This is a genomic window from Pelagibius sp., from assembly GCF_965227505.1.
In the GTDB taxonomy this organism is placed as follows: Bacteria; Pseudomonadota; Alphaproteobacteria; order Kiloniellales; family Kiloniellaceae; genus Pelagibius.
The window spans coordinates 4,408,295-4,427,583 of the sequence record NZ_OZ245757.1 but is presented as its reverse complement, the minus strand read 5'-3'; the positions used below and the strand labels follow the sequence as shown (position 1 = coordinate 4,427,583).

Below are 19,289 nucleotides of genomic sequence, written 5' to 3'. Positions count from 1 at the left end.
CCGCTGCGCAGCCGGCGCAGACTGCGCTTTGGCCGCCGCACGACAGTTGCCAGACTGTCAGTCTTCTAACGATAATACGAAAAGCAGCAGGATCTCCGACTCGCGAAGGCCCTGGACTGCCGCCGCGGGGGCGCGGTCCGCTCTGCGGGACCCTTGAGCGCCGTCGGAGTCGCCGGCGACCCTATCGGACCGTCCAATCTGGGGAGGATCTTATGGCGCAAGGGCTCTACACATCCGCCATTCTGTTCCCGCTCGCCGTCCTGGCCGCGGGCATTGCGCCCGGCTGGCAGCCGGCCTCGGCCGAAGAAGCGATGACGATCGGGACCGGCAGCCGCGCGGGGGTTTATTTTCAGGTCGGCCGTGCCGCCTGCCGACTGATCAATGAGACCCGGGACGCGCATGGCATCGCCTGCAGCGCCGAACCGACGGCAGGCTCCATCGCCAACCTCGAAGCCCTGCGCAAGGGTGAGATCGAGTTTGCCGTCGCACAGTCCGACTGGCAGTTCCATGCTGTAAACGGGACCAGCCGCTTCGCGGAGGCTGAGGCCGATCCCGACCTGCGCGCGGTTTTCTCCGTGCACGGCGAGCCCTTTACCCTGGTCGCCCGGCGCGATTCGGGTATCCGGCACCTGCGCGATCTGGCCGGCAAGCGGGTGAACATCGGCAACCCCGGCTCCGGCCAGCGCGGCACCATGGAAGTGGTGATGAGGGCGATGAACTGGGACAAGGCCTCGTTCAGCCTGGCCGAGGAATTGCCGGCGAGCCAGCAGTCGCTCGCGCTCTGCCACGACCGGGTTCAGGCCATGATCTACACCGTCGGCCATCCGAACGACTCGGTTGCGCAGGCGGTGCGCCTCTGCGATGCGGTGATTGCCGAGGTTTCCGGCCAGCAGATCCAGAAACTGGTCGACGAAAACCCATACTACGCCATGACAGCCGTACCCGGCGGTCTCTATGCAGGCAACACCAAGGATGTCACGACCTTCGGCGTCAAAGCCACGCTCGTCACCTCCGCGGCGGTGCCGGCGGAGACGGTTTACAGCGTGACGAAGGCGATCTTCGAGAATCTCGACCAGTTCCGCGCCATGCATCCCGCCTTTGCCAGGCTGCAGCCGGAAGTCATGGTGCGCGACGGCCTCTCCGCCCCTTTGCACGAGGGCGCGGCACGCTACTTTAAAGAGCGGGGCTGGCTCTAGCGGCTTCTTCGCGCCGGGTTCCGCTCCCCCGGGCAGCTTCAGCAAAGCCTTCGCCTCGGGGGCGCGGTTCGCTAGACTGGCGGGATGCTGCCGGAAACGGGCGTTCAACAGAGCCCGGCCGGGGCCTGAACAGGGTGGGCTGCGAAAGGGATCTACCGATGCGAAAGCTGTTGCTGGCCGTCGTCTTTGCGTTCGCAGGAAGCTTAACGGGCGCCTTCGCAGGGCCACAGGCCGCCGCAGCCGAGGAATTGCGCATCGGGATATCGCAATACCCGACGACCCTGCATCCGAGCAGAGAGGCCTCGGTCGCAAAGTCTTACATCATGTCGATGACACAGCGGCCGATGACGGTCTACGACCATGAGTGGCAGCTCATCTGCATGCTCTGCGTCGAACTGCCGTCGATCGAAGCCGGCACCGCCGTACCGGAGGACCTGCCGGAAGGCGTGGAGGGCGCCGGGGACGGCAAGGGCATCGCCCTCACCTACACCATCCAGCCGGAGGCGACCTGGGGCGACGGCACGCCGATCACCACCAAGGACGTGCTCTTTACCTTGAAGGTGGGACGTCACGAGAAATCCGGCGTCGGCAGCCTGGAACTCTACCGCCGCATCCTTTCCATCGACGTGATCGACGACAAGACCTTCGTCATGCACTACGACCGGATCGGCTTCGAATATGCCGCCATCAACGACTTCCGCCTGCTGCCGGCGCATATCGAGGAGCCGATCTTCGACGCCGCGCCGGAGGACTACCGGAACCGCACCGCCTTCGACAACGACCCGGCCAACCCGGGGCTCGCCTTCGGCCCCTATCGCATCGTCGAGGCGATCCCCGGTTCGCGCATCGTCCTAGAACGCAACGACACCTGGTGGGGCAAGCGCCCGGCCTTCGACCGTATCACCCTGCTCACCATCGAAAAGACCACGGCGCTGGAGGCCAATCTGCTGTCCGGCAACATCGACATGATCGCCGGCGAGCTGGGGCTGACCTTCGACCAGGCCCTCGCCTTCGAACGGCGCCACGGCGGCAACTATCAGATCATCTATGAGCCGAGCCTGCTCTACGAACACATCGACCTGATGCTGGAGAACCCGATCCTTCAGGACAAGCGGGTGCGCCAGGCACTGGTCTATGCCATCGACCGGGAAGCCATCAGCGAGCGCCTCTTCGAAGGCCGTCAGCCGGTCGCCCATTCCGGCGTCTCGCCGCTGGACTGGGTCTACTATCCGGACATCAAGAAATACAGCCACGACCCGCAGAAGGCCGCCGCCCTGCTCGACGAAGCGGGGTGGAGCGAGATGCGTGGCGGAATCCGCCACAATGCCGCGGGCGAGCCGCTGCGTCTGGAGTTCATGACGACGGCGGGCAACCGTATCCGCGAACTGGTCCAGCAGGTGCTGCAAAGCCAGTGGAAGCAGGCCGGCATCGACATGCGCGTGCGCAACGAGCCGCCGCGCGCCTTCTTCGGCGAGACCGTGCATCACCGCCGCTTCACCGGCCTTGCCATGTTCGCCTGGGGCAAAGGACCGGAGCACGTGCCGCGCACTACGCTGCACTCCGAAGAGATCCCGACGGAGGAGAACGGCTGGTCCGGGCAGAACTACACCGGCTTCCGCAACGCGGAGATGGACTCCCTGATCGAGGCCATCGGCGTGGAACTCGACCGGCCGACCCGCAAGGAAATGTGGGCGCGCGTCCAGCAGATCTACGCCGAAGAGATCCCGGTGATCTCCCTCTACTGGCGCGCCAACGCCCACGTGCTGCCGAAGTGGCTGAAGGGTCTGCGCCCGACGGGCCAGATGGCGACCTCCTCGCTGTGGATCGAAGACTGGACGGTCGAAGGGCGGTGAGCCTGGGCAAGCCGGGCCCGGGCTGAGCGGCCATGCTGTCCTACCTGGCCCGTCGCCTGACGGAGTCGCTGATCGTCCTGGCGATCATGTCTTTCGTTATCTTCGCCCTGCTGGGCCTCATGCCGGGCGATCCGATCGACATCATGATCTTTTCCGACCCGGAGATGACGCCGGAGGACGCGGCGCGCCTGCGCGCACTCTACGGGCTCGACCGCCCGATCACCGACCGCTACCTCACCTGGCTCGGCGCGGCCCTTCAGGGCGACTTCGGCTATTCACGGCTCTACAACCAGCCGACGCTGGACATCCTGCTGCCGCGCCTCGGCAACACCATCATACTGATGGGGCTCAGTCTCTTCCTGGCTTTGCTCATCGCCCTGCCGGCGGGCATCTATGCCGCAACCCGCCCGCAGAGCCTGACCGACCACGCCATCAACCTGCTGGCCTTCGCCGGCATCTCGGTGCCGCCGTTCTGGCTCGCCATCCTGCTGATCATTCTGTTTGCCGTGACGCTCGGCTGGCTTCCCGCCGGCGGCATGGGCGACGGCCGCGATTTCTGGGCCGACCTGCGCTTTCTCGTGCTGCCGGTGCTCGCGCTCACCATTGCGACGGTGGGCGGCATCGTCCGCTTCATGCGCGCCGCCGCCATCGAAGCGCTGCGCCAGGACTATGTGCGCACGGCGCGCGCCAAGGGCTTGAGCGGGCGGCAGGTTGTCGTCGGCCATGTGCTGCGCAACGCGATGATCCCGGTGGCCACCATCCTCGCCCTGCAGATGGGCAACCTCTTCTCCGGCGCCCTGATCACCGAGACCATCTTCGCCTATCTGGGAATGGGCAAGACAATCTACGATTCCGTCGTCGGCAACGACTTCAACGTGGCCCTCGTCGGACTGCTCTTCGCCACCCTGACGACCCTGCTTGCCAACCTTCTGGCGGACCTGGCCTATACCTGGCTGGATCCGAGGATTTCCTACCAATGAGCCGCGACGGCGAAACCCCGGGCGCCCCCCTGCTGGCCGCCGAAGCCGCCCTGGCGGCCGGCGGTTCGCTGACGGCGCGGCAGGTTTTTCTGCGGCGCTTTCTGAGGCACCGCTTTGCCGTCGCCAGCCTTGGCTTCCTCGTCCTCCTCGCCCTGCTGTCGGCCGCAGCGCCGCTGGTGGAGGCCTGGCTCGGGGTCGACGGCAATCTGGTCGATCTTTTCAACGCCAAGCAGCCGCCCTCGCCGCAGCATCCTCTCGGCACCGACGAACTGGGCCGCGATACCCTGGTGCGCCTGCTCTACGGCGGCCAGGTTTCACTGGTTGTGGGTCTTGCGGCTGCGGTCGGCTCGGCGATCATCGGAACCCTGCTGGGCATCACCGCCGGCTACTATGGCGGCCGCCTGGATGCGCTGCTGATGCGCTTCACCGACGGCGTGATCGCCCTGCCGATCCTGCCGCTGCTGATCATCCTGGCGGTGGTCGATCTCACCAAGCTGGGCCTGCCGCAGGATCTGGCCAATTCCGAGACCATCTCGATCTACCGCATCGTCTTCCTCATCGCCCTGGTGGGCTGGACGACGGTCGCCCGGCTGGTGCGCGGCGCCACGCTCTCGATGAAGGCGCGGGAGTTCGTGCGCGCGGCAGAGGCCCTGGGTGCATCCGGGCCGCGGATCATGCTGGTCCATATTCTGCCCAACGTCGTCTCGCCCATCATCGTCGCAACGACGCTCTCCATCGGCGGCATCATCCTGCTGGAATCGGTCTTGAGCTTCCTCGGCCTCGGCATCCAGCCGCCGCTGCCATCCTGGGGAAACATGCTGACCAACGCGCAGGAACTGATCTGGGATGCTCCGGTGCTGGCGATCTATCCGGGTCTCCTGATCTTCCTCACCGTCATCGCCTTCAACTTCCTGGGCGACGGCCTGCAGGACGCACTTGACCCGCGGGCCATACAGGAAGGGGAGTAAGAGACCCAGGCGATGCCGGGATAGCGCCGAAGCGAAGGCCTATTTGGCGGCGATCGCCGCGGCCTGCTTCCGAGAAGGCCTCGCTTTCGCGGCCGGGCGTTTCCTGACCCGGGATCGCGGCAATCGCAGAGTCACCTGCGTTCCCTCACCCAGTTCGCTGTGGATGTCCACCTTGGCCTGATGCTGTCTGGCAAGGCCCTGTACGAGGGAGAGACCCAGACCGACGCCGGAATTGTTGGAGGTGAGCGTTGACCGCACCTGGGCGAAGGGTTCGGTTATGCGGAGCAGGTCTTCCTTGGCAATCCCGACACCGTCGTCGGAAATCTCGACCACCAGTTCGCCGGTTGATCGGTCGAGCCTGGCGACACAGGAAATGGTTCCCCCGGCATCGGTGAACTTCAAGGCATTGCCGATGACATTGATCAGAATCTGTTTGATGGCGCCCGCGTCCGCGAACACCGAGGGCAAGCGCCTGGGTACGTCACGCAGCAGTCGAACCCGCTTCTGTTTTGCTTCCTGCTCGATGAGCTTGAACACTGCAGCCGCACACTCCCCGACGTCGACCAGTGATTCGCTGAGTTCAAGACGGCCCGACTCGATCTTCGAGAGGTCGAGGATGTGATTGATCATGCTCAGCAGGTGATTGGCAGCGCTGGAGATGTCCCGTCCATACTCGGCGTATTTGTGGCTGCTGTGCACGCCGTAAGCTTCCGAGGCGATGAGATCGGAAAAGCCGATGATGGCATTCAGCGGCGTCCGCAACTCATGGCTCATGTTCGCCAGGAAGCTGGACTTGGCGTGGCTCGCCTGCTCGGCCAGCTTGCGCGCCGCGGCCGTCGACGCCTCCAGCAAGACCTCGCTGGTGATGTCGAAGTGCATGACAAGCGCACCGATTGCGTTGTTCTCCGATCCGCTTCCGCGAATGACACACTTGAACCAGCGCTTCTCGTCCGGAGCGTGGCAGGTATAGCGAACCTCAGCCTGATCGAGATGACCATCAAGCACCTGCCGCAGGCCATCGACGATCTGAGAGCCGCCCACTTCTTGTGCAGCGGGTTGTTCACAGACCCCGAAATAGCTGTTGCCGACGCCGAAGCTGCCATCCGTCGCGCCGTTTTCGCGGCCGAACGCCCGCCAGCCTTCGTTGACGGCGATGATCGTTCCGGCCTTGTCGAGCACGGCGATCTGGGCCGGCGTGCTGTCCAGAATCGTGGTGCGCAGCACGACCTCACTGGCAAGATCGCGGCGGCTGCGGCGCAGTCTTGCATTGGCGCGAGCCAACCTTGAAACGTCGTTGACTGTAAGAACGGCGCCGATCATCTGATTGTGGGAGTCGACACAGGGGTGGATCAACAGATCGAAGTACTTGTCGACCTTGCGGGCCCGAATCGCTTTGGACTTCGGACTGCCGCTGTTGATCACTTCGCGGACAAGAGCGCTCAGATCGGGCATCAGAAACTGGGGCTTCGCCTGCGCAAGGGGTTGACCGATGCACTGGTCGTCTACCCTGAAAAGGCGTCCGGCCGCAACGTTGTACCGTTGAATGCGAAGGTCTCTGTCCGTCACGATGACGGCATTGGAAATGCTCTCAAGGATCGACGTCTGAAATGAATTCGCTTCGTTCAGGGCGTCGGACTTGACGACGATTTCCTCATTGACCGTTGTCAGTTCCTCGTTCGTGGACTGCAGCTCTTCGTTGGAGGTCTCGAGCTCTTCGTTTGTCGACTGAAGCTCCTCGTTGGACGACTGCAGTTCTTCGTTGAGAGACTGCAACTCCTCGTTCGAGGTCTCAAGCTCACTGACCATGGTGTGAAGGTGCTCTCGCATCGCCAGAAGCTCGTGCTCAAGCTCCCGGACCTGATCCGGCTTCTCCGTAACATCGAAGTCCGGGCTCTCTTCCTCCTCAAGCAGGGCGCGCACCGTCATGAACGCGATAAGGTTCAGATCTTCATCGGTGGCATCATCGCGATAGGGGTGAACGACGATCCTGAATTGCCATCGGTCGCCCTGGTAATCCGCAGCGTGCGGACGGCTGTGCACCACGACATGCTCGCGCCGGCTGCGGAGCAGAAGTGCGCGCAGTTCCGGGCGCAGGTTTTCGTCAACCAGGCTGAAGACGTCAAACTGCGAGCTGCCGGTAGGAACCTGCAGGTAGGGTTTGATCGCGCCCGCGATATGAACCGGTTTGTCATCGCGGTCCACAACCACCGTCGGCGGGCCGAACCGCTTGGCTATGGCTTCGTACGCCTGCGCCTCCCGGCTGCGCGACCGTTTGTTCACCTGCTTTGTTTCCTGCGCCTTGGGCACGGAAAAGGGCGTGAAAGCGCTGGGTCTGAACGGTGAACGCTCGCGGTTGGCCGCACGAAACAGCTTGTTGGGCCGATCAACCAGTTCAAACAGCTCGTTCGGCTCCCCGATCGCCTCGGAGCGCCCCAGCACAAGCGCGCAACCGCTCTGCAAAGCGTAGTGGAACCGCTCCAGGATGCGGCGCTGCAGGTCATGCGTGAAATAGATGAAGAGGTTGCGGCAGCTGATCAAATCGAGCTTCGAAAAAGGCGGGTCTTCGATGATGTTGTGTCGGCTGAAGACGATCATGTCTCGGATGACCTGGTTAACCGAGAACTCGGTCCCTGCCGGCGTGAAATAGCGCCGAAGCAGGGCGGCACTCATCTGCTCCGCCGCAGAGGCCGGATAAATGCCCTTCCTGGCGATTGCCAGGGCATCGTTGTCAAGGTCGCTGGCGAAGATCTGGACCTTCAGGTTCTTATCCTGCTTCCGCAGAGCTTCAGCCAGGAGAATCCCGATCGAATAGGCTTCCTCACCGGTTGCGCAGCCAGGCACCCAGATCCTGATCGGGTCGCGGATTGACCGCGTGCGGACAAGTTCTTCGACGGTTGGCGCCAGCGCTTCCCAGACAGAGGGGTCCCGGAAAAAGGACGTCACGCCAATCAGCAGTTCGCGGACCAGCTGATCGATTTCCGCCGTGTCGCGATGCAGGACGCGGAGATAAGACTCGAGGTCCTCGACGCGCAGCAGCTTCATGCGGCGCGACAGCCTGCGTAGGATCGTCGAAGACCTGTAGTTGCTGAAATCGATGCTGGTATGGGTGCGGACGACGGCACAGATTTCCAGGTAGGTGTCGCTGTCCGCGGCATGATCCGACTTCTGAAGAACGTCCTGGCGCTGGCTGCCGTGGAGCAGGTTAGGAATATGCTTGGCGATCTCATCGGGCTTCAGAACAAGATCGACACAGCCCGTCGCAACCGCCGCATTCGGCATTCCGTTGTACTTCGCAGACGCATCCTGGGCGACGGTGACGCCGCCGGCCGCCCGAATGGCCTTGATGCCGCGGGCGCCGTCCGACCCGGTACCGGAGAGGACGACGCCGATCGCCCTTTCCTCGCACTCAAGGGCCAGCGATGCGAAAAGCAGGTCGACGGAGGGCTGCGGCCCGGTCTTGATCTTCGGCGTCCTGACGGTCAGAAGCCCGTTCTGCAACTCCACATGCCGGTTCGGCGGCGTAATGTATATGACGTCGGGCTGCGGAAGCTGGTTGCGCAGAATCTCTTTTACTTCCAGCTTCGTCTCGCGGGCCAGCAGTTCCATAAGCATGCTGCGATGGCGCGGCGACAGATGCTGGGCGACGACATAGCAAAACCCGCCGCCCGGCTTCAGCCCGGCCACCAGTTCGCGCAGCGCCTCCAACCCCCCCGCTGAGGCCCCGATGCCGACAATGGCGGCCGCCCGCGCCGTACTCTCGTCGTTTGCTATAGCTTCCCCCAGAGCATGGCCTGCACAACTCATGGATTGCCGCACTCGATCCAACCTACTCATTGCGCGTAATCTAAATCGTTAGTACTGAAATTCAACCAAGATTTGCGGAAACCCCTCCGATTCTTTCCCGTAATGATTGCAGGTTGGTCAGAATCCGCCCTTGATCAACCGACGCTGAAGCAGAAGCGTCAGTCGCGCCCCTGAGGAGGAGCCACGTCGATCGGGTCGCATCTGCGGATTCGGGGGTTACGTGATCCTGGACGCTTGGGTCGAGGGGCGTCCTTAATGCCTCGGAGGCATCGGCGGGCGCCGGTCAGCGCATGAAGGTTACGGTCGCTGCCAGACTGTCGCCCCCCGGGCCTTCGATCTGGACGCGGCTGACGGTGCGCAGCCGCGGCGAGCGCGACAGCACGCGCAGGTGCCGGACCGTCAGCTTGCCCGCCGTCATCGGTGCGGTGCCGAGCGGCAGCGCGGTCTGGCGAAACCCGGCGAAGCGGAGGTCGTCAAACGCACCCGGCCCGGCCAGGTGCACGCCCTTGACGGTCTCCACGATGAGACTGAGCAGGTCCTCGAAATCCAGAAGCCCGGCAAAGGCGAAAGTGCCGTTCAGACCCGCCCCTTTCGGCCCCAGAGGCTCGAAGACCACATCGTGGCGGCGCTTCCGGTGCTCGGCCGGTTCGGCCAGTTCGGCGAACCGCAGGATCACGGGGCCGCAGTCGCCGGACTGGGTGGCGAAGCGCGCCTCGCCGATGAGGTCCAGACCTTCCGGCGGCGGCGTGTCGCCTTTCAGGCAGAGGACCTGGTTGCGCGTCCTGCGCGTGAACACGGCAGCCGTAAGGACGGCCTGCGGCCCGAAGATGCCACGTGCAATCCTCGCAGCGCCGGAAATGATCTGGGTTTCCCCGACATAGGTCTCGCCGCCGTCGACGAAGACGGGCAGGCGCTTCAAGGCGGGCGGTGTGCTTTGGCTGGCAGGATGCGCCAGGATCGTGGCCATGGCTGGGTCTTCCGGTTTGTCCGGCGTTGTTGATTGCCGTTGCCCTGGTTCCGCCTGCCGGCAGGCAGGGATGGCCGGGCGTTTCCTCCGCAACCTCTTATACACAGCCGCCGGATGACCGATCTGTGACCGTTCTGGGGCAGACGCGTTCAGGCAGAGATCGGGAGCAGTGATGTGCGGGGGTGCTAGCGGGGATCGGGCCGCTTGCCGAGCAGCCCGGCTGCCAAGAGACCGGCCAGGAAACCGCCGATGTGCGCTTTCCAGCCGATCTGGGCGCCGGCCAGGAAGTCGCCGAGGCCAATAACGCCGAACGCCAGGTTCAGGCCGATGAGCACGAAGACAAGGCTGAGGCCTGCACGCCGCCTGAGGCCGCCGCGGTCCAGCAGCATGAAGCGCGCGGCAGCGCCGGTCATGCCGTAGACCACGCCGGAGGCGCCGATCAGCAGGATCTCCCGCCCGCCGCGCAGCGCGAATTCGGCGAGCGCCCCCGCCGCCGCCGTCAGGGCCACCAGCAGCAGGAAGGGCAGGAAGCCGACCCTGCGCTCGACGAAGCTGCCGAAGGCCAGAAAGAAGCCGAGATTGAGCAGCAGATGCGTGGCGTCGGCATGCAGGAGGGCATAGGTCACCAAAGACGGCAAGGCGCCGAGGTCCGGCAGACCGCGCCCCTGCGGCCAGAAGGAGAAGGACTCGAAGGCCAGCGTGAACACGAGCCAGTCCCCGCTCCGCCCCGGCAGGATGACCTGCAACGCGAAGACCGCCAGAATGGCCAGGGTGAGCCATTTGGTCGCCGGCGGCAGATTGAAAATCGGCTCCCGCCCGCCGGGCGGCGGGGCGGGCTGGCTGGGGTCGGGTTGCGGGGTCATCAAGGGCCGGCAGCGTTGGGGGAACGACCTCGAAGATGTGAGGACTCCTCCCCCTTAAGGCAAGGCGTCCCGCCGGCCCCCTGGGACGGACCGCAAGCCGGGCCGGCCGGTCGCTGGCCCCCTCACCCGTCCTTCGGCAGGGTGGATTCCACCAGGGTCGCCCAGTAGCTCGCACCGACCACGGCGATATCGTCGTTGAAGTCGTAGTGCGGGTTGTGGACGGCGCAGCCGCCGGGCCCGCCCTCGGTGCCGTTGCCGAGCCAGATGTAGCAGCCGGGCCGGGCCTCCAGCATGTAGGCGAAGTCCTCCGAGCCCATCAGCGGCTCGGCGCCGACGCGCACGTTCTCCTGTCCCACCACCTTGGCGGCCACGGCGGCGGCGATGTCGGTCTCCGCCGCGCTGTTGACCAGCGCCGGATAGCGCCGCTCGTAGCGCAGGGTCATGCGCGCGCCCTGGGAGGCGCAGATCGCTTCGGCGATGCGGGCGATGTCCTCCTCCACCTTGGCCTGGGTGTCCTTGCGGAAGGTGCGCACGGTGCCGCGGATCACCGCCGTCTCCGGGATCACGTTCCAGGTGTCGCCGGCGTGGAACTGGGTGACGCTCAGGACGACGGAGTCGATGGGCTCGGTGCGCCGGCTGGCGATGGTCTGCAGGGCAGTGACGATCTGCGCGCCGGTGATCACCGGATCGATGCCCTGGTGCGGCATGGCGGCATGGGCCCCCTTGCCGGTGATGGCGATTTCGAAGATGTCGAAGGCCGCCATCGCCGGACCGGCGCGCATGGCGACCTTGCCGACGGGCTCGCCCGGCATGTTGTGCAGACCGTAGACGGCCTCCACCGGGAACTTCTCGAACAGCCCCTCCTCCACCATCACCCGGCCGCCGCCTTCGTTTTCCTCCGCCGGCTGGAAGATGAAGGCGACCCGGCCGTCGAAGTTGCGGGTCTCGGACAGATACTTGGCCGCACCCAGCAGCATGGCCGTGTGGCCGTCGTGACCGCAGGCGTGCATCTTGCCGTCGTGGCGCGAGCGGTGATCGAAATCGTTCAGTTCCTGGATATGCAGCGCATCCATGTCGGCGCGCAGGCCGATAGCCCGTCCGCTGGCGTTGGTCCGGCCGTCGAGCAAGCCGACGACGCCGGTGGTGGCGAGGCCGCGGTGCACCTCGATGCCGAACTCGGCCAGCTTCTCGGCCACGAAGTCAGAGGTGCGCTGCTCCTCGAAGGCGGTCTCCGGGTGGGCATGAAGATCGCGGCGCCAGCCTTTGATCTCCTCATGGAACTCGGCGATACGGTTGATGACGGCCATCGGGGGCACTCCTCTTGGCTTCTTGTTCAGGCACGCGGCGCCTGGCTTCCGGCGACTTTACCCGTGTCTGTTTGTGTGGGGTTTGCCTGCTTGGGCAGGCGGCGCGGCTCCGCCTCCGGCAGGCGGTCCTCTTCGACGGCGTGGCAGGCGACCGCGCCGGCCGCCGTCGCCAGCGGCTTCGGCGCTTCACGTTTGCAGCGCTCATTGGCGAAGGGGCAGCGCGGATGAAAGTGGCAGCCGCTGGGCGGGGAGATCGGGCTCGGCACCTCGCCGGCCACCGGGATGCGGTGACGTCCCGTCATCTCCAGATCGGGAATGGCATCCAGCAGCATGCGGGTGTAGGGGTGCTGCGGGCGGCGGAACAGGGCCCGCGCGTCGCCCCACTCCACCAGGCGGCCCAGGTACATCACCCCCACCATGTCGGAGATGTGATAGACCACCGCCAGGTCGTGGCTGATGAAGAGATAGGTGAGGCCGAGCTCGCGCTGCAGGCGCTTCATCAGGTTCAGGATCTGCGCCTGCACCGAGACGTCCAGCGCGGAGGTCGGCTCGTCGCAGACCAGGAACTCCGGATTGCTGGCGAGCGCGCGGGCGATGGAGATGCGCTGGCGCTGGCCGCCGGAAAACTCGTGCGGAAACTTCTCGCCGTCGGCCGGGGCGAGGCCCACCTGCATCAGAAGCTCGCCGACCTTCTGGGCAATCGCATGGCTGTCGCGCGACAGGCCGTGGGCACGGATCGGCTCGGCGATGATGTCGGCGACGCGCCAGCGCGGGTTGAGGCTGGCATAGGGGTCCTGAAAGATCATCTGCAGGCGCTTGCGCAGCGGCGCGATCTCGGCCCGCGTCTTCAGGCCCGCCATGTCGGTACCGTCGAATTCGATCTTGCCGCGGGTCGGGTGATAAAGCCCGACCACAAGGCGGGCCACGGTGGACTTGCCGCAGCCGGACTCCCCAACCAGGCTGAAGGTCTTGCCGCGCGGAATCTCGAAGGAGACGCCGTCGACGGCCTTCAGGTAGACGCGCTTCTCCCCCTGCAGGATACGGTTCAGCAGCGGCGGCGAGACATCGAAGGTCTTGGCCAGGTCGGTCACGGCGACCAGCGCGTCACCGCGTTTCTCCTGCACCGCCTCAGCCATGGGTGCCGCTCCGGCCCGCCGCCGGCTCATCATACAGCCAGCAGGCCGCCTGGGTCGCGCCGACGGGCTGCAGGTCCGGGCGCTCCCGCCGGCAGCGGTCGAAGGCCCGCGGGCAGCGCGGGTTGAAGGCGCAGCCCCGGGGGATGGCGTTCAGCCGCGGCATGGCGCCGTCGATCTGGGCCAGGTCCTCGACATCATGGCCGACCAGCGGGATCGAACCCATCAGCCCCGCGGTATAGGGGTGCTGGGCGCGCAGCACCACATCGGCCACCGGGCCGATCTCGACGATGCGCCCGGCATACATCACGGCCACGCGGTCCGCGGTCTCGGCGATCACCCCCATGTCGTGGGTAACCAGCATGACCGCCGCGCCGTGCTCGCGGCAGAGGCGTTTCAGCAGCGCGATGATCTGCGCCTGGATCGAAACGTCCAGCGCCGTGGTCGGCTCGTCGGCGATGATGAGCCGCGGGTTGATGCAGAGCGCAAGCGCGATCACCACCCGCTGGCGCATGCCGCCGGAGAACTGATGCGGATAGTGGTCGATGCGCTCGGCGGCGGCGGGAATGCCGACCTCCTGCAGCAGGTCGATGGCCCGCTGGCGCGCCGCCTTCTCGCCCAGGTCGGTGTGGGTCAGGATGGTTTCGGTCAACTGGCGCCCGACCGTGTAGAGCGGGTTCAGGGAGGTCAGCGGGTCCTGAAAGACCATACCGATCTCCCGCCCGCGGATGCGCCGCATCTGCTCGTAGGGCAGGTTGTCGACGCGCCGGCCGTCGAGATGGATGGTGCCGCCGGCGATATGGCAGGGCGGCTCCAGCAGGCCGATGACGGCGGAACCGGTGAGCGACTTGCCGGCGCCGGACTCCCCCACCACCCCCAGCACCTCGCCCTCGCTGATGTGAAAGGAGACGTCGTCGACCGCCACCAGGGTGCCGCGGCGGTTGGGGATCTCGATACGCAGGTTTTCGACCCGCAGCAGCGGCTGGTTGGAGGGACGGCGCTCTCGGGCGGGATCGCTCATGGGCGGCGTCAGCGCAGCTTCGGGTTCAGGGCGTCGCGCAGCCAGTCGCCCAGAAGGTTGACCGCCAGCACCAGGATCGCCAGGGCGGCGCCCGGGAAGATGGTGATCCACCACTCGCCGGAGAACAGGAAGTCGTTGCCGACACGGATCAGGGTGCCGAGCGACGGCGAGGTCAGCGGCACGCCGACGCCGAGGAAGGAGAGCGTCGCCTCGGTGATCACAGCGATGGCCAGATTGATGGTGGCAATCACCAGCACCGGCCCCATGACGTTGGGCAGGACGTGGCGGATCATGATCAGCACCGGCGGGATGCCGATCACGCGGGCGGCCTGCACATATTCCTTGTTGCGCTCCACCATGGCCGAGCCGCGGACCGTGCGGGCGTACTGCACCCAGAACGACAGGCCGATGGCCAGCACCAGCACGTAGAACCAGACCTCGCTGTGGAAGTCGCGCGGCAGCACCGCGCGGGCCAGTCCGTCGATCAGCAGCGCGATGAGGATGGCCGGAAAGGTGAGCTGCACGTCGGCGATGCGCATGATGACCGCATCCACGGTGCCGCCGAAGTAGCCGCTGACGAGACCGAGGGCGATGCCCAGCACCATGGCGAAGAGCACCGAGGCGAAGCCGACGCCGAGGGAGATGCGCGAGCCGTAGATGATGGTGGAGAGGATTCCACGCCCCTGATCGTCCGTCCCCAGCAGAAAGCGCGGGTCCCCCTCCGCACTCCAGATTGGCGGAATGAAAGAGTCCAGCAGATCGATGGAGGCAAGATCGAAGGGATCGTGCGGCGCCACCAGAGGCGCAAAGGCAGCCGAGACGACAAAGAGCAGAGTGATGACCGCCGAGACGATGACCACCGGCGAGCGGGTGAAGGAGTACCAGATGTCGCCGTCGAAAAAGCGCCTCAGCGCATCGAGGAAGCGCGCCCCTATCCCCGCCTCCACCGCGATCGGCTTGTCCTGCCCAATGGCCACGGCTGCCCTCCTACTGATGCCCGCCGGCCACGGCCTTGTCGGCACGCAGGCGCGGGTCCACCACGTAGTACAGCAGGTCGACGATCAGGTTTATGACCACGAAGAAGAACCCGATCATGATGAGGTAGGAGGCCATGACCGGTATGTCGACCTCGTTGATCGCCTGGATGAAGAGCAGGCCCATGCCCGGCCACTGGAAGACCTGCTCGGTGATCAGCGCAAAGGCGATGATGGAGCCGAGCTGCAGGCCGGTGATGGTGATCACCGGCACCAGGGTGTTCTTCAGGGCATGGCCGAAGTTCACCGCCCGGTTGGTGAGACCGCGCGCGCGGGCGAACTTGATGTAGTCTGTGCGCAGCACCTCCAGCATTTCCGAGCGCACAAGACGCATGATCAGCGTCATCTGGAACAGCGCCAGGGTTATGGACGGCAGGATCAGCGCCAGGATGCCGGACTGGGTGAGGAAGCCGGTGCTCCACCAGCCGACCTGCGTGGTCTCGCCGCGCCCGAAGGTGGGCAGCTGCGGCAGCAGGGAAAAGCCGATGGCCTGGTTGATGTCCTGCGACATCACGCCGAAGACCAGAATCAGCAGGATGCCGATCAGAAAGGTCGGCAGGGAGATGCCGATCAACGATACGGTCAGAAAGACCTGGGAGAGGAAGCCGCGGCGGTGTAACCCGGTGTAGACCCCCATCGGAACGCCGATGAAGAGCGCCAGCACCGCGGCCACGAAAGAGAGCTCCAGGGTCGCCGGCATGCGTTCGGCAATGAGCTCGGAGACCGGGCGGCGGTGGCGGTAGGAGATGCCGAAATCGCCCTGGACCGCGTTCACCAGAAAGCGCCCGTACTGCACGAAGAAGGGGTCGTCCAGGCCCAGGCGCTCGCGCAGTTCCTGGCGCTGCTCCAGGGTCGTGTCCTGGCCCACCATGTTGTTGATCGGATCGCCGACGTAGGTGAACAGCGAGAAGGCAATGAAGCCGACCGCCAGCATCACCAGAATGGACTGCAAGAGCCGCCGAACGACGAAGGCGATCATAGGACACCGAACCCTGCAAAAAGAGGCCCGGACCGCGGACGGCCCGGGCCCCGGATTTCGATCCGCCTTACTTCACCGTCACGTACTGCAGGTGAAAGACGTTGTCCGCCCTCTGCGCGACCGTCACGTCGTCGCTGACGCCCCAGGACAGCGGCTGTTGGTGCAGCGGAATATGGCCGACGTCCTCCGCATGGATCTTGAAGGCCTCGTCGATCAGGGCCTGACGCTTTTCCTGATCGGTTTCGGTCTGGATCATGTCGGCCAGTTCGGTGACCCGCTGGTTACAGTAGCCGCCGAGGTTAAAGGCGCCCTTGCCGTCCTCCCGGCAGGACATCAGCGTCGAGATCGGGTTGTGGGAGTCGAAGGTGGAAGGCGTCCACCCCAGCAGATAGAAGCTCGTGTCGTAATTGTTCTGGGCCAGCACCTTGCCGAAGTACTTCGACTTGGTCTGCGCCAGCAGATCCACTTTGACGCCGATCCGCGCCAGCATCGAGGCAACCGCCTGGCAGATGCGCTCGTCGTTGACGTAGCGGTCGTTGGGGCAGTCCATGGTGACCTCGAAGCCGTCCGGGTAGCCGGCTTCGGTCATCAGGGCCTTGGCGGCCTCCACGTCAAGCGGCAGACGCTCGTTGAGCGCGGCGTTGTAGCCGTTGATCTGCGGCGCCACCATCAGGTTGGACGGCGTGGCCGCGCCGCGCATCACCTTCTTGCGAATCGCATCGATGTCGATGGCCTGATAGAAGGCCTGGCGCACACGCTGGTCCTTGAAGGGGTTCTCACCCTTGATGTTGGAATAGAGCAGCTCGTCGCGGTCCTGATCGAAACCAAGGAAAATGGTCCGCGCCTCCGGCCCGGTCAGCGGGCTGACGCCATTGGCATCCTCCAGCCGCTTCCAGTCCTGCACCGGGACCGGGTAGGCCATGTGGACATCGCCGGAGATCAGCGCGGCGACGCGCGTCGCATCCTGGCTGATCGGGGTGAACACCGCTTCGGTGATGTTGCTCTCGTTCTGACCCCACCAGTTGGGATTGGGCACCAGGACGGTGCGGACGTCGGGCTGCCGCTCCTTGACCATGTAGGGGCCGGTCCCGTTGGCATTGATGTTGGCGTGGTTGCCCTGGTCGTCGCCCCTGACGTTGGTGGCCTCGGTGGTGTTGTGCTCCTCGGCCCATTCCCTGTCCATGATGTAGAAGATTTCGAGCTGCAGCGGCAGGATCGGGTTGGGCTGCGGCGTCACGATATCGACGGTGAAGTCGTCGACCTTGACCGCGTCCTTGATCAGGCCGGCAACCACCTTGATGTCCGAGCCTTCGCTGCGGATGCGCTCGACCGAGAAGATCACATCGTCGGCGTTGAAGGCGTTGCCGTTCTGAAACTGCACGCCCTTGCGCAGAGTGAAGCGCCAGGTATCCGGCTTCACGTTTTCCCAGGAGGTCGCCAGCGCCGGCACCACCTCCAGATCGGGCGTGCGCGTCACCAGGCCTTCGTAGACGTTGGCCTGGAAGCCGAGCGTCATGGTCTCGAAGAGGCCGTGCGGGTCCATGGTCTGCACGTCGCCCTGAAAGGCCCACTTGAACGTCTTCGCCTCGGCCGCCCCGCCGCCCACGGCCAGCGCCACACCCGCCACGGCCGCGAGCAGGCCCGATCGCAGTGTCTTTCCTCGCTGCAGTCTCATTGCTATCTCCCTTGTCGGCTTCCCTGTTCGCGCACACCCGCGACACCGCCAACCACCAAGACAATCGGCAGAGGGTGCATGTGTTTTGCGCTTTTCCGTAGCTGTTACCCTAGTACGAGGCGGGCTGCCTTAACAAGACGATTAGGGGCTTCGGGTAGGGGCTTCGGGACGGCGACGGGCAGCCTCGGTCCGGCCGCGCCTAAAGGCCCTCGCGCTTCACGAAATCGCCGTCCTTCATGATGACCGGAATGTGGGCGCCCTGGTCGCCCAGCACGCCCAGATCGGCCAGCGGGTCGCCGTCCACGACGAGGAGGTCGGCCAGAGCACCGGGCGCCACCACCCCCAGTTCGCCTTCCGCGTTCATCATGGCCGCATTGACCGAGGTGGCGGAGCGCAGCACCTCCGCCGGTGACAGCACCTCCGCCCGGATCGTGAACTCCTCGCTCTGGTGGGCCTGCATGGCGCCCAGAAGATCGGTGCCGAAGCCCATCCTGACTCCGGCCGCCTTCAGGAGTTCGAGGGAGGTGAGACCCGCCGCCCGCACTTCCTTCAGCTTCTCCTGACTGACCGCCGGCAGGCCCAGTTCGGGGCCGAAGCGGTGCAGCGCATCGTAGGTCACCAGGGTGGGCACCACATAGGCCCCCTCCGCGGCACAGAGCGCCGCCGTCGGCTCGTCGATCAGGTTGGCGTGCTCGATGGAGCGCACGCCGAACTGTACGCAGCGGGAGATCGCTTCGGGCGTATAGGCATGGGCCATGACGTAGGTGCGCCAGGAGGCGGCCTCCCAGACAATGGCCCGGATCTCCTCCTCCGAGTACTGCAGGTTCCAGATCGGATCGCTGGGCGAGGCCACCCCGCCCGAGGCCATGATCTTGATCTGGGTCGCGCCCTTGCGCAGCTCCTCCCGCGCGGCCTGGCGCACCGCCGGCACGCCGTCGGCGATGACCCCGAAGACATGGCTGCCCTGGCCGCAGAAGCAGAAGGCGCTGTGGTCTTCCAGGGCGCGAAAATCGGCGTGGCCGCCGGTCTGGGTCAGCGCCCGGCCGGAATAGAACAGCCGCGGGCCCTTGATGAGCCCCGCCTTGATGGCCAGCGCCAGGCCGTAGTCGGCCCCGCCGGCGTCGCGCAGCGAGGTGAAGCCGCGGGCGAGCGCCGCCTCCAGCAGCTGGCGCGCGTGCTGGGCCAGCAGGGAGCGGGGCATCGCCTCCATCTTCGCGAAGTCCGGGTCGGCGGCCATGGCGTGGAAATGCGCGTCGATCAGGCCCGGCATCAGGGTCCGCCCGCCGAGATCAAGGACCTCCGCCCCCTCCGCCGTGATCGGCTTGTCGGAGACTTCCTTGATGACCGAGCCTTCGGTCAGAACCTCGTGGCCTTCCAGCAGTTCCGACCCTTCGCCGTCGAACAGCCGGCCATTGCGGAACAAAACCTGTCCCATGATCTCACCCCTCCCCACGGCCGGCCTGCGCACCCGATTTCAGAGCATGACCGATCCGCTCTCACTAATGGCGC

Annotated in this window: 14 protein-coding genes; 4 read left to right on the top strand and 10 right to left on the bottom strand. The window is 65.4% G+C overall.

Annotated features, from left to right (window positions below; genetic code table 11):
- Positions 1-212: 212 nt before the first annotated feature.
- From ACO06P_RS20870 to ACO06P_RS20855, 4 genes are all read left to right on the top strand, one after another.
- Positions 213-1,196, top strand: a complete 984-nt coding sequence (locus ACO06P_RS20870; RefSeq protein ID WP_420347154.1) for a TAXI family TRAP transporter solute-binding subunit — start codon at positions 213-215, stop codon at positions 1,194-1,196.
- Between the two features lie 158 nt (positions 1,197-1,354).
- Positions 1,355-3,049, top strand: coding sequence for a peptide ABC transporter substrate-binding protein (locus tag ACO06P_RS20865; RefSeq protein ID WP_420347153.1), 1,695 nt, complete (start codon positions 1,355-1,357; stop codon positions 3,047-3,049).
- A 32-nt stretch (positions 3,050-3,081) separates the two neighbouring features.
- Positions 3,082-4,029: an ABC transporter permease gene (locus tag ACO06P_RS20860; protein WP_420347152.1), complete on the top strand. Its 948-nt coding sequence runs from the start codon at positions 3,082-3,084 to the stop codon at positions 4,027-4,029.
- Positions 4,026-4,997 carry an ABC transporter permease gene (locus ACO06P_RS20855; protein WP_420347151.1) on the top strand — a complete coding sequence of 324 codons (972 nt, stop codon included), beginning with the start codon at positions 4,026-4,028 and terminating at the stop codon, positions 4,995-4,997. The genes ACO06P_RS20860 and ACO06P_RS20855 overlap by 4 nt, the downstream gene beginning before the upstream one ends.
- 39 nt (positions 4,998-5,036) lie before the next feature.
- Here the strand turns inward: ACO06P_RS20855 and ACO06P_RS20850 are convergent, their stop codons facing one another.
- From ACO06P_RS20850 to ACO06P_RS20805, 10 genes are all read right to left on the bottom strand, one after another.
- The gene (locus ACO06P_RS20850) at positions 5,037-8,702 is read right to left on the bottom strand and encodes a CheR family methyltransferase (protein WP_421938147.1); all 3,666 of its coding nucleotides are present in this window, start codon (positions 8,700-8,702) and stop codon (positions 5,037-5,039) included.
- Between the two features lie 382 nt (positions 8,703-9,084).
- Positions 9,085-9,768: a hypothetical protein gene (locus ACO06P_RS20845; protein ID WP_420347149.1), complete on the bottom strand. Its 684-nt coding sequence runs from the start codon at positions 9,766-9,768 to the stop codon at positions 9,085-9,087.
- A 185-nt stretch (positions 9,769-9,953) separates the two neighbouring features.
- A complete protein-coding gene (locus tag ACO06P_RS20840; RefSeq protein WP_420347148.1) occupies positions 9,954-10,631 on the bottom strand; it encodes a rhomboid family intramembrane serine protease in 678 nt (225 codons plus the stop codon).
- 122 nt (positions 10,632-10,753) lie between these two features.
- A complete protein-coding gene (locus ACO06P_RS20835) occupies positions 10,754-11,938 on the bottom strand; it encodes a M20 aminoacylase family protein (RefSeq protein WP_420347147.1) in 1,185 nt (394 codons plus the stop codon).
- A gap of 26 nt (positions 11,939-11,964) precedes the next feature.
- Positions 11,965-13,074, bottom strand: coding sequence for an ABC transporter ATP-binding protein (locus ACO06P_RS20830; protein ID WP_420347146.1), 1,110 nt, complete (start codon positions 13,072-13,074; stop codon positions 11,965-11,967).
- Complete coding sequence (locus ACO06P_RS20825; RefSeq protein ID WP_420347145.1) at positions 13,067-14,092, bottom strand: ABC transporter ATP-binding protein; 1,026 nt, start codon at positions 14,090-14,092, stop codon at positions 13,067-13,069. The genes ACO06P_RS20830 and ACO06P_RS20825 overlap by 8 nt, the downstream gene beginning before the upstream one ends.
- 8 nt (positions 14,093-14,100) lie before the next feature.
- Complete coding sequence (locus ACO06P_RS20820) at positions 14,101-15,069, bottom strand: ABC transporter permease (protein WP_420347144.1); 969 nt, start codon at positions 15,067-15,069, stop codon at positions 14,101-14,103.
- 10 nt (positions 15,070-15,079) lie between these two features.
- Complete coding sequence (locus ACO06P_RS20815; RefSeq protein WP_420347143.1) at positions 15,080-16,105, bottom strand: ABC transporter permease; 1,026 nt, start codon at positions 16,103-16,105, stop codon at positions 15,080-15,082.
- 67 nt (positions 16,106-16,172) lie between these two features.
- Complete coding sequence (locus ACO06P_RS20810) at positions 16,173-17,780, bottom strand: ABC transporter substrate-binding protein (protein ID WP_420347142.1); 1,608 nt, start codon at positions 17,778-17,780, stop codon at positions 16,173-16,175.
- A 199-nt stretch (positions 17,781-17,979) separates the two neighbouring features.
- Positions 17,980-19,215, bottom strand: coding sequence for an amidohydrolase family protein (locus ACO06P_RS20805; RefSeq protein WP_420347141.1), 1,236 nt, complete (start codon positions 19,213-19,215; stop codon positions 17,980-17,982).
- Positions 19,216-19,289 lie beyond the last annotated feature (74 nt).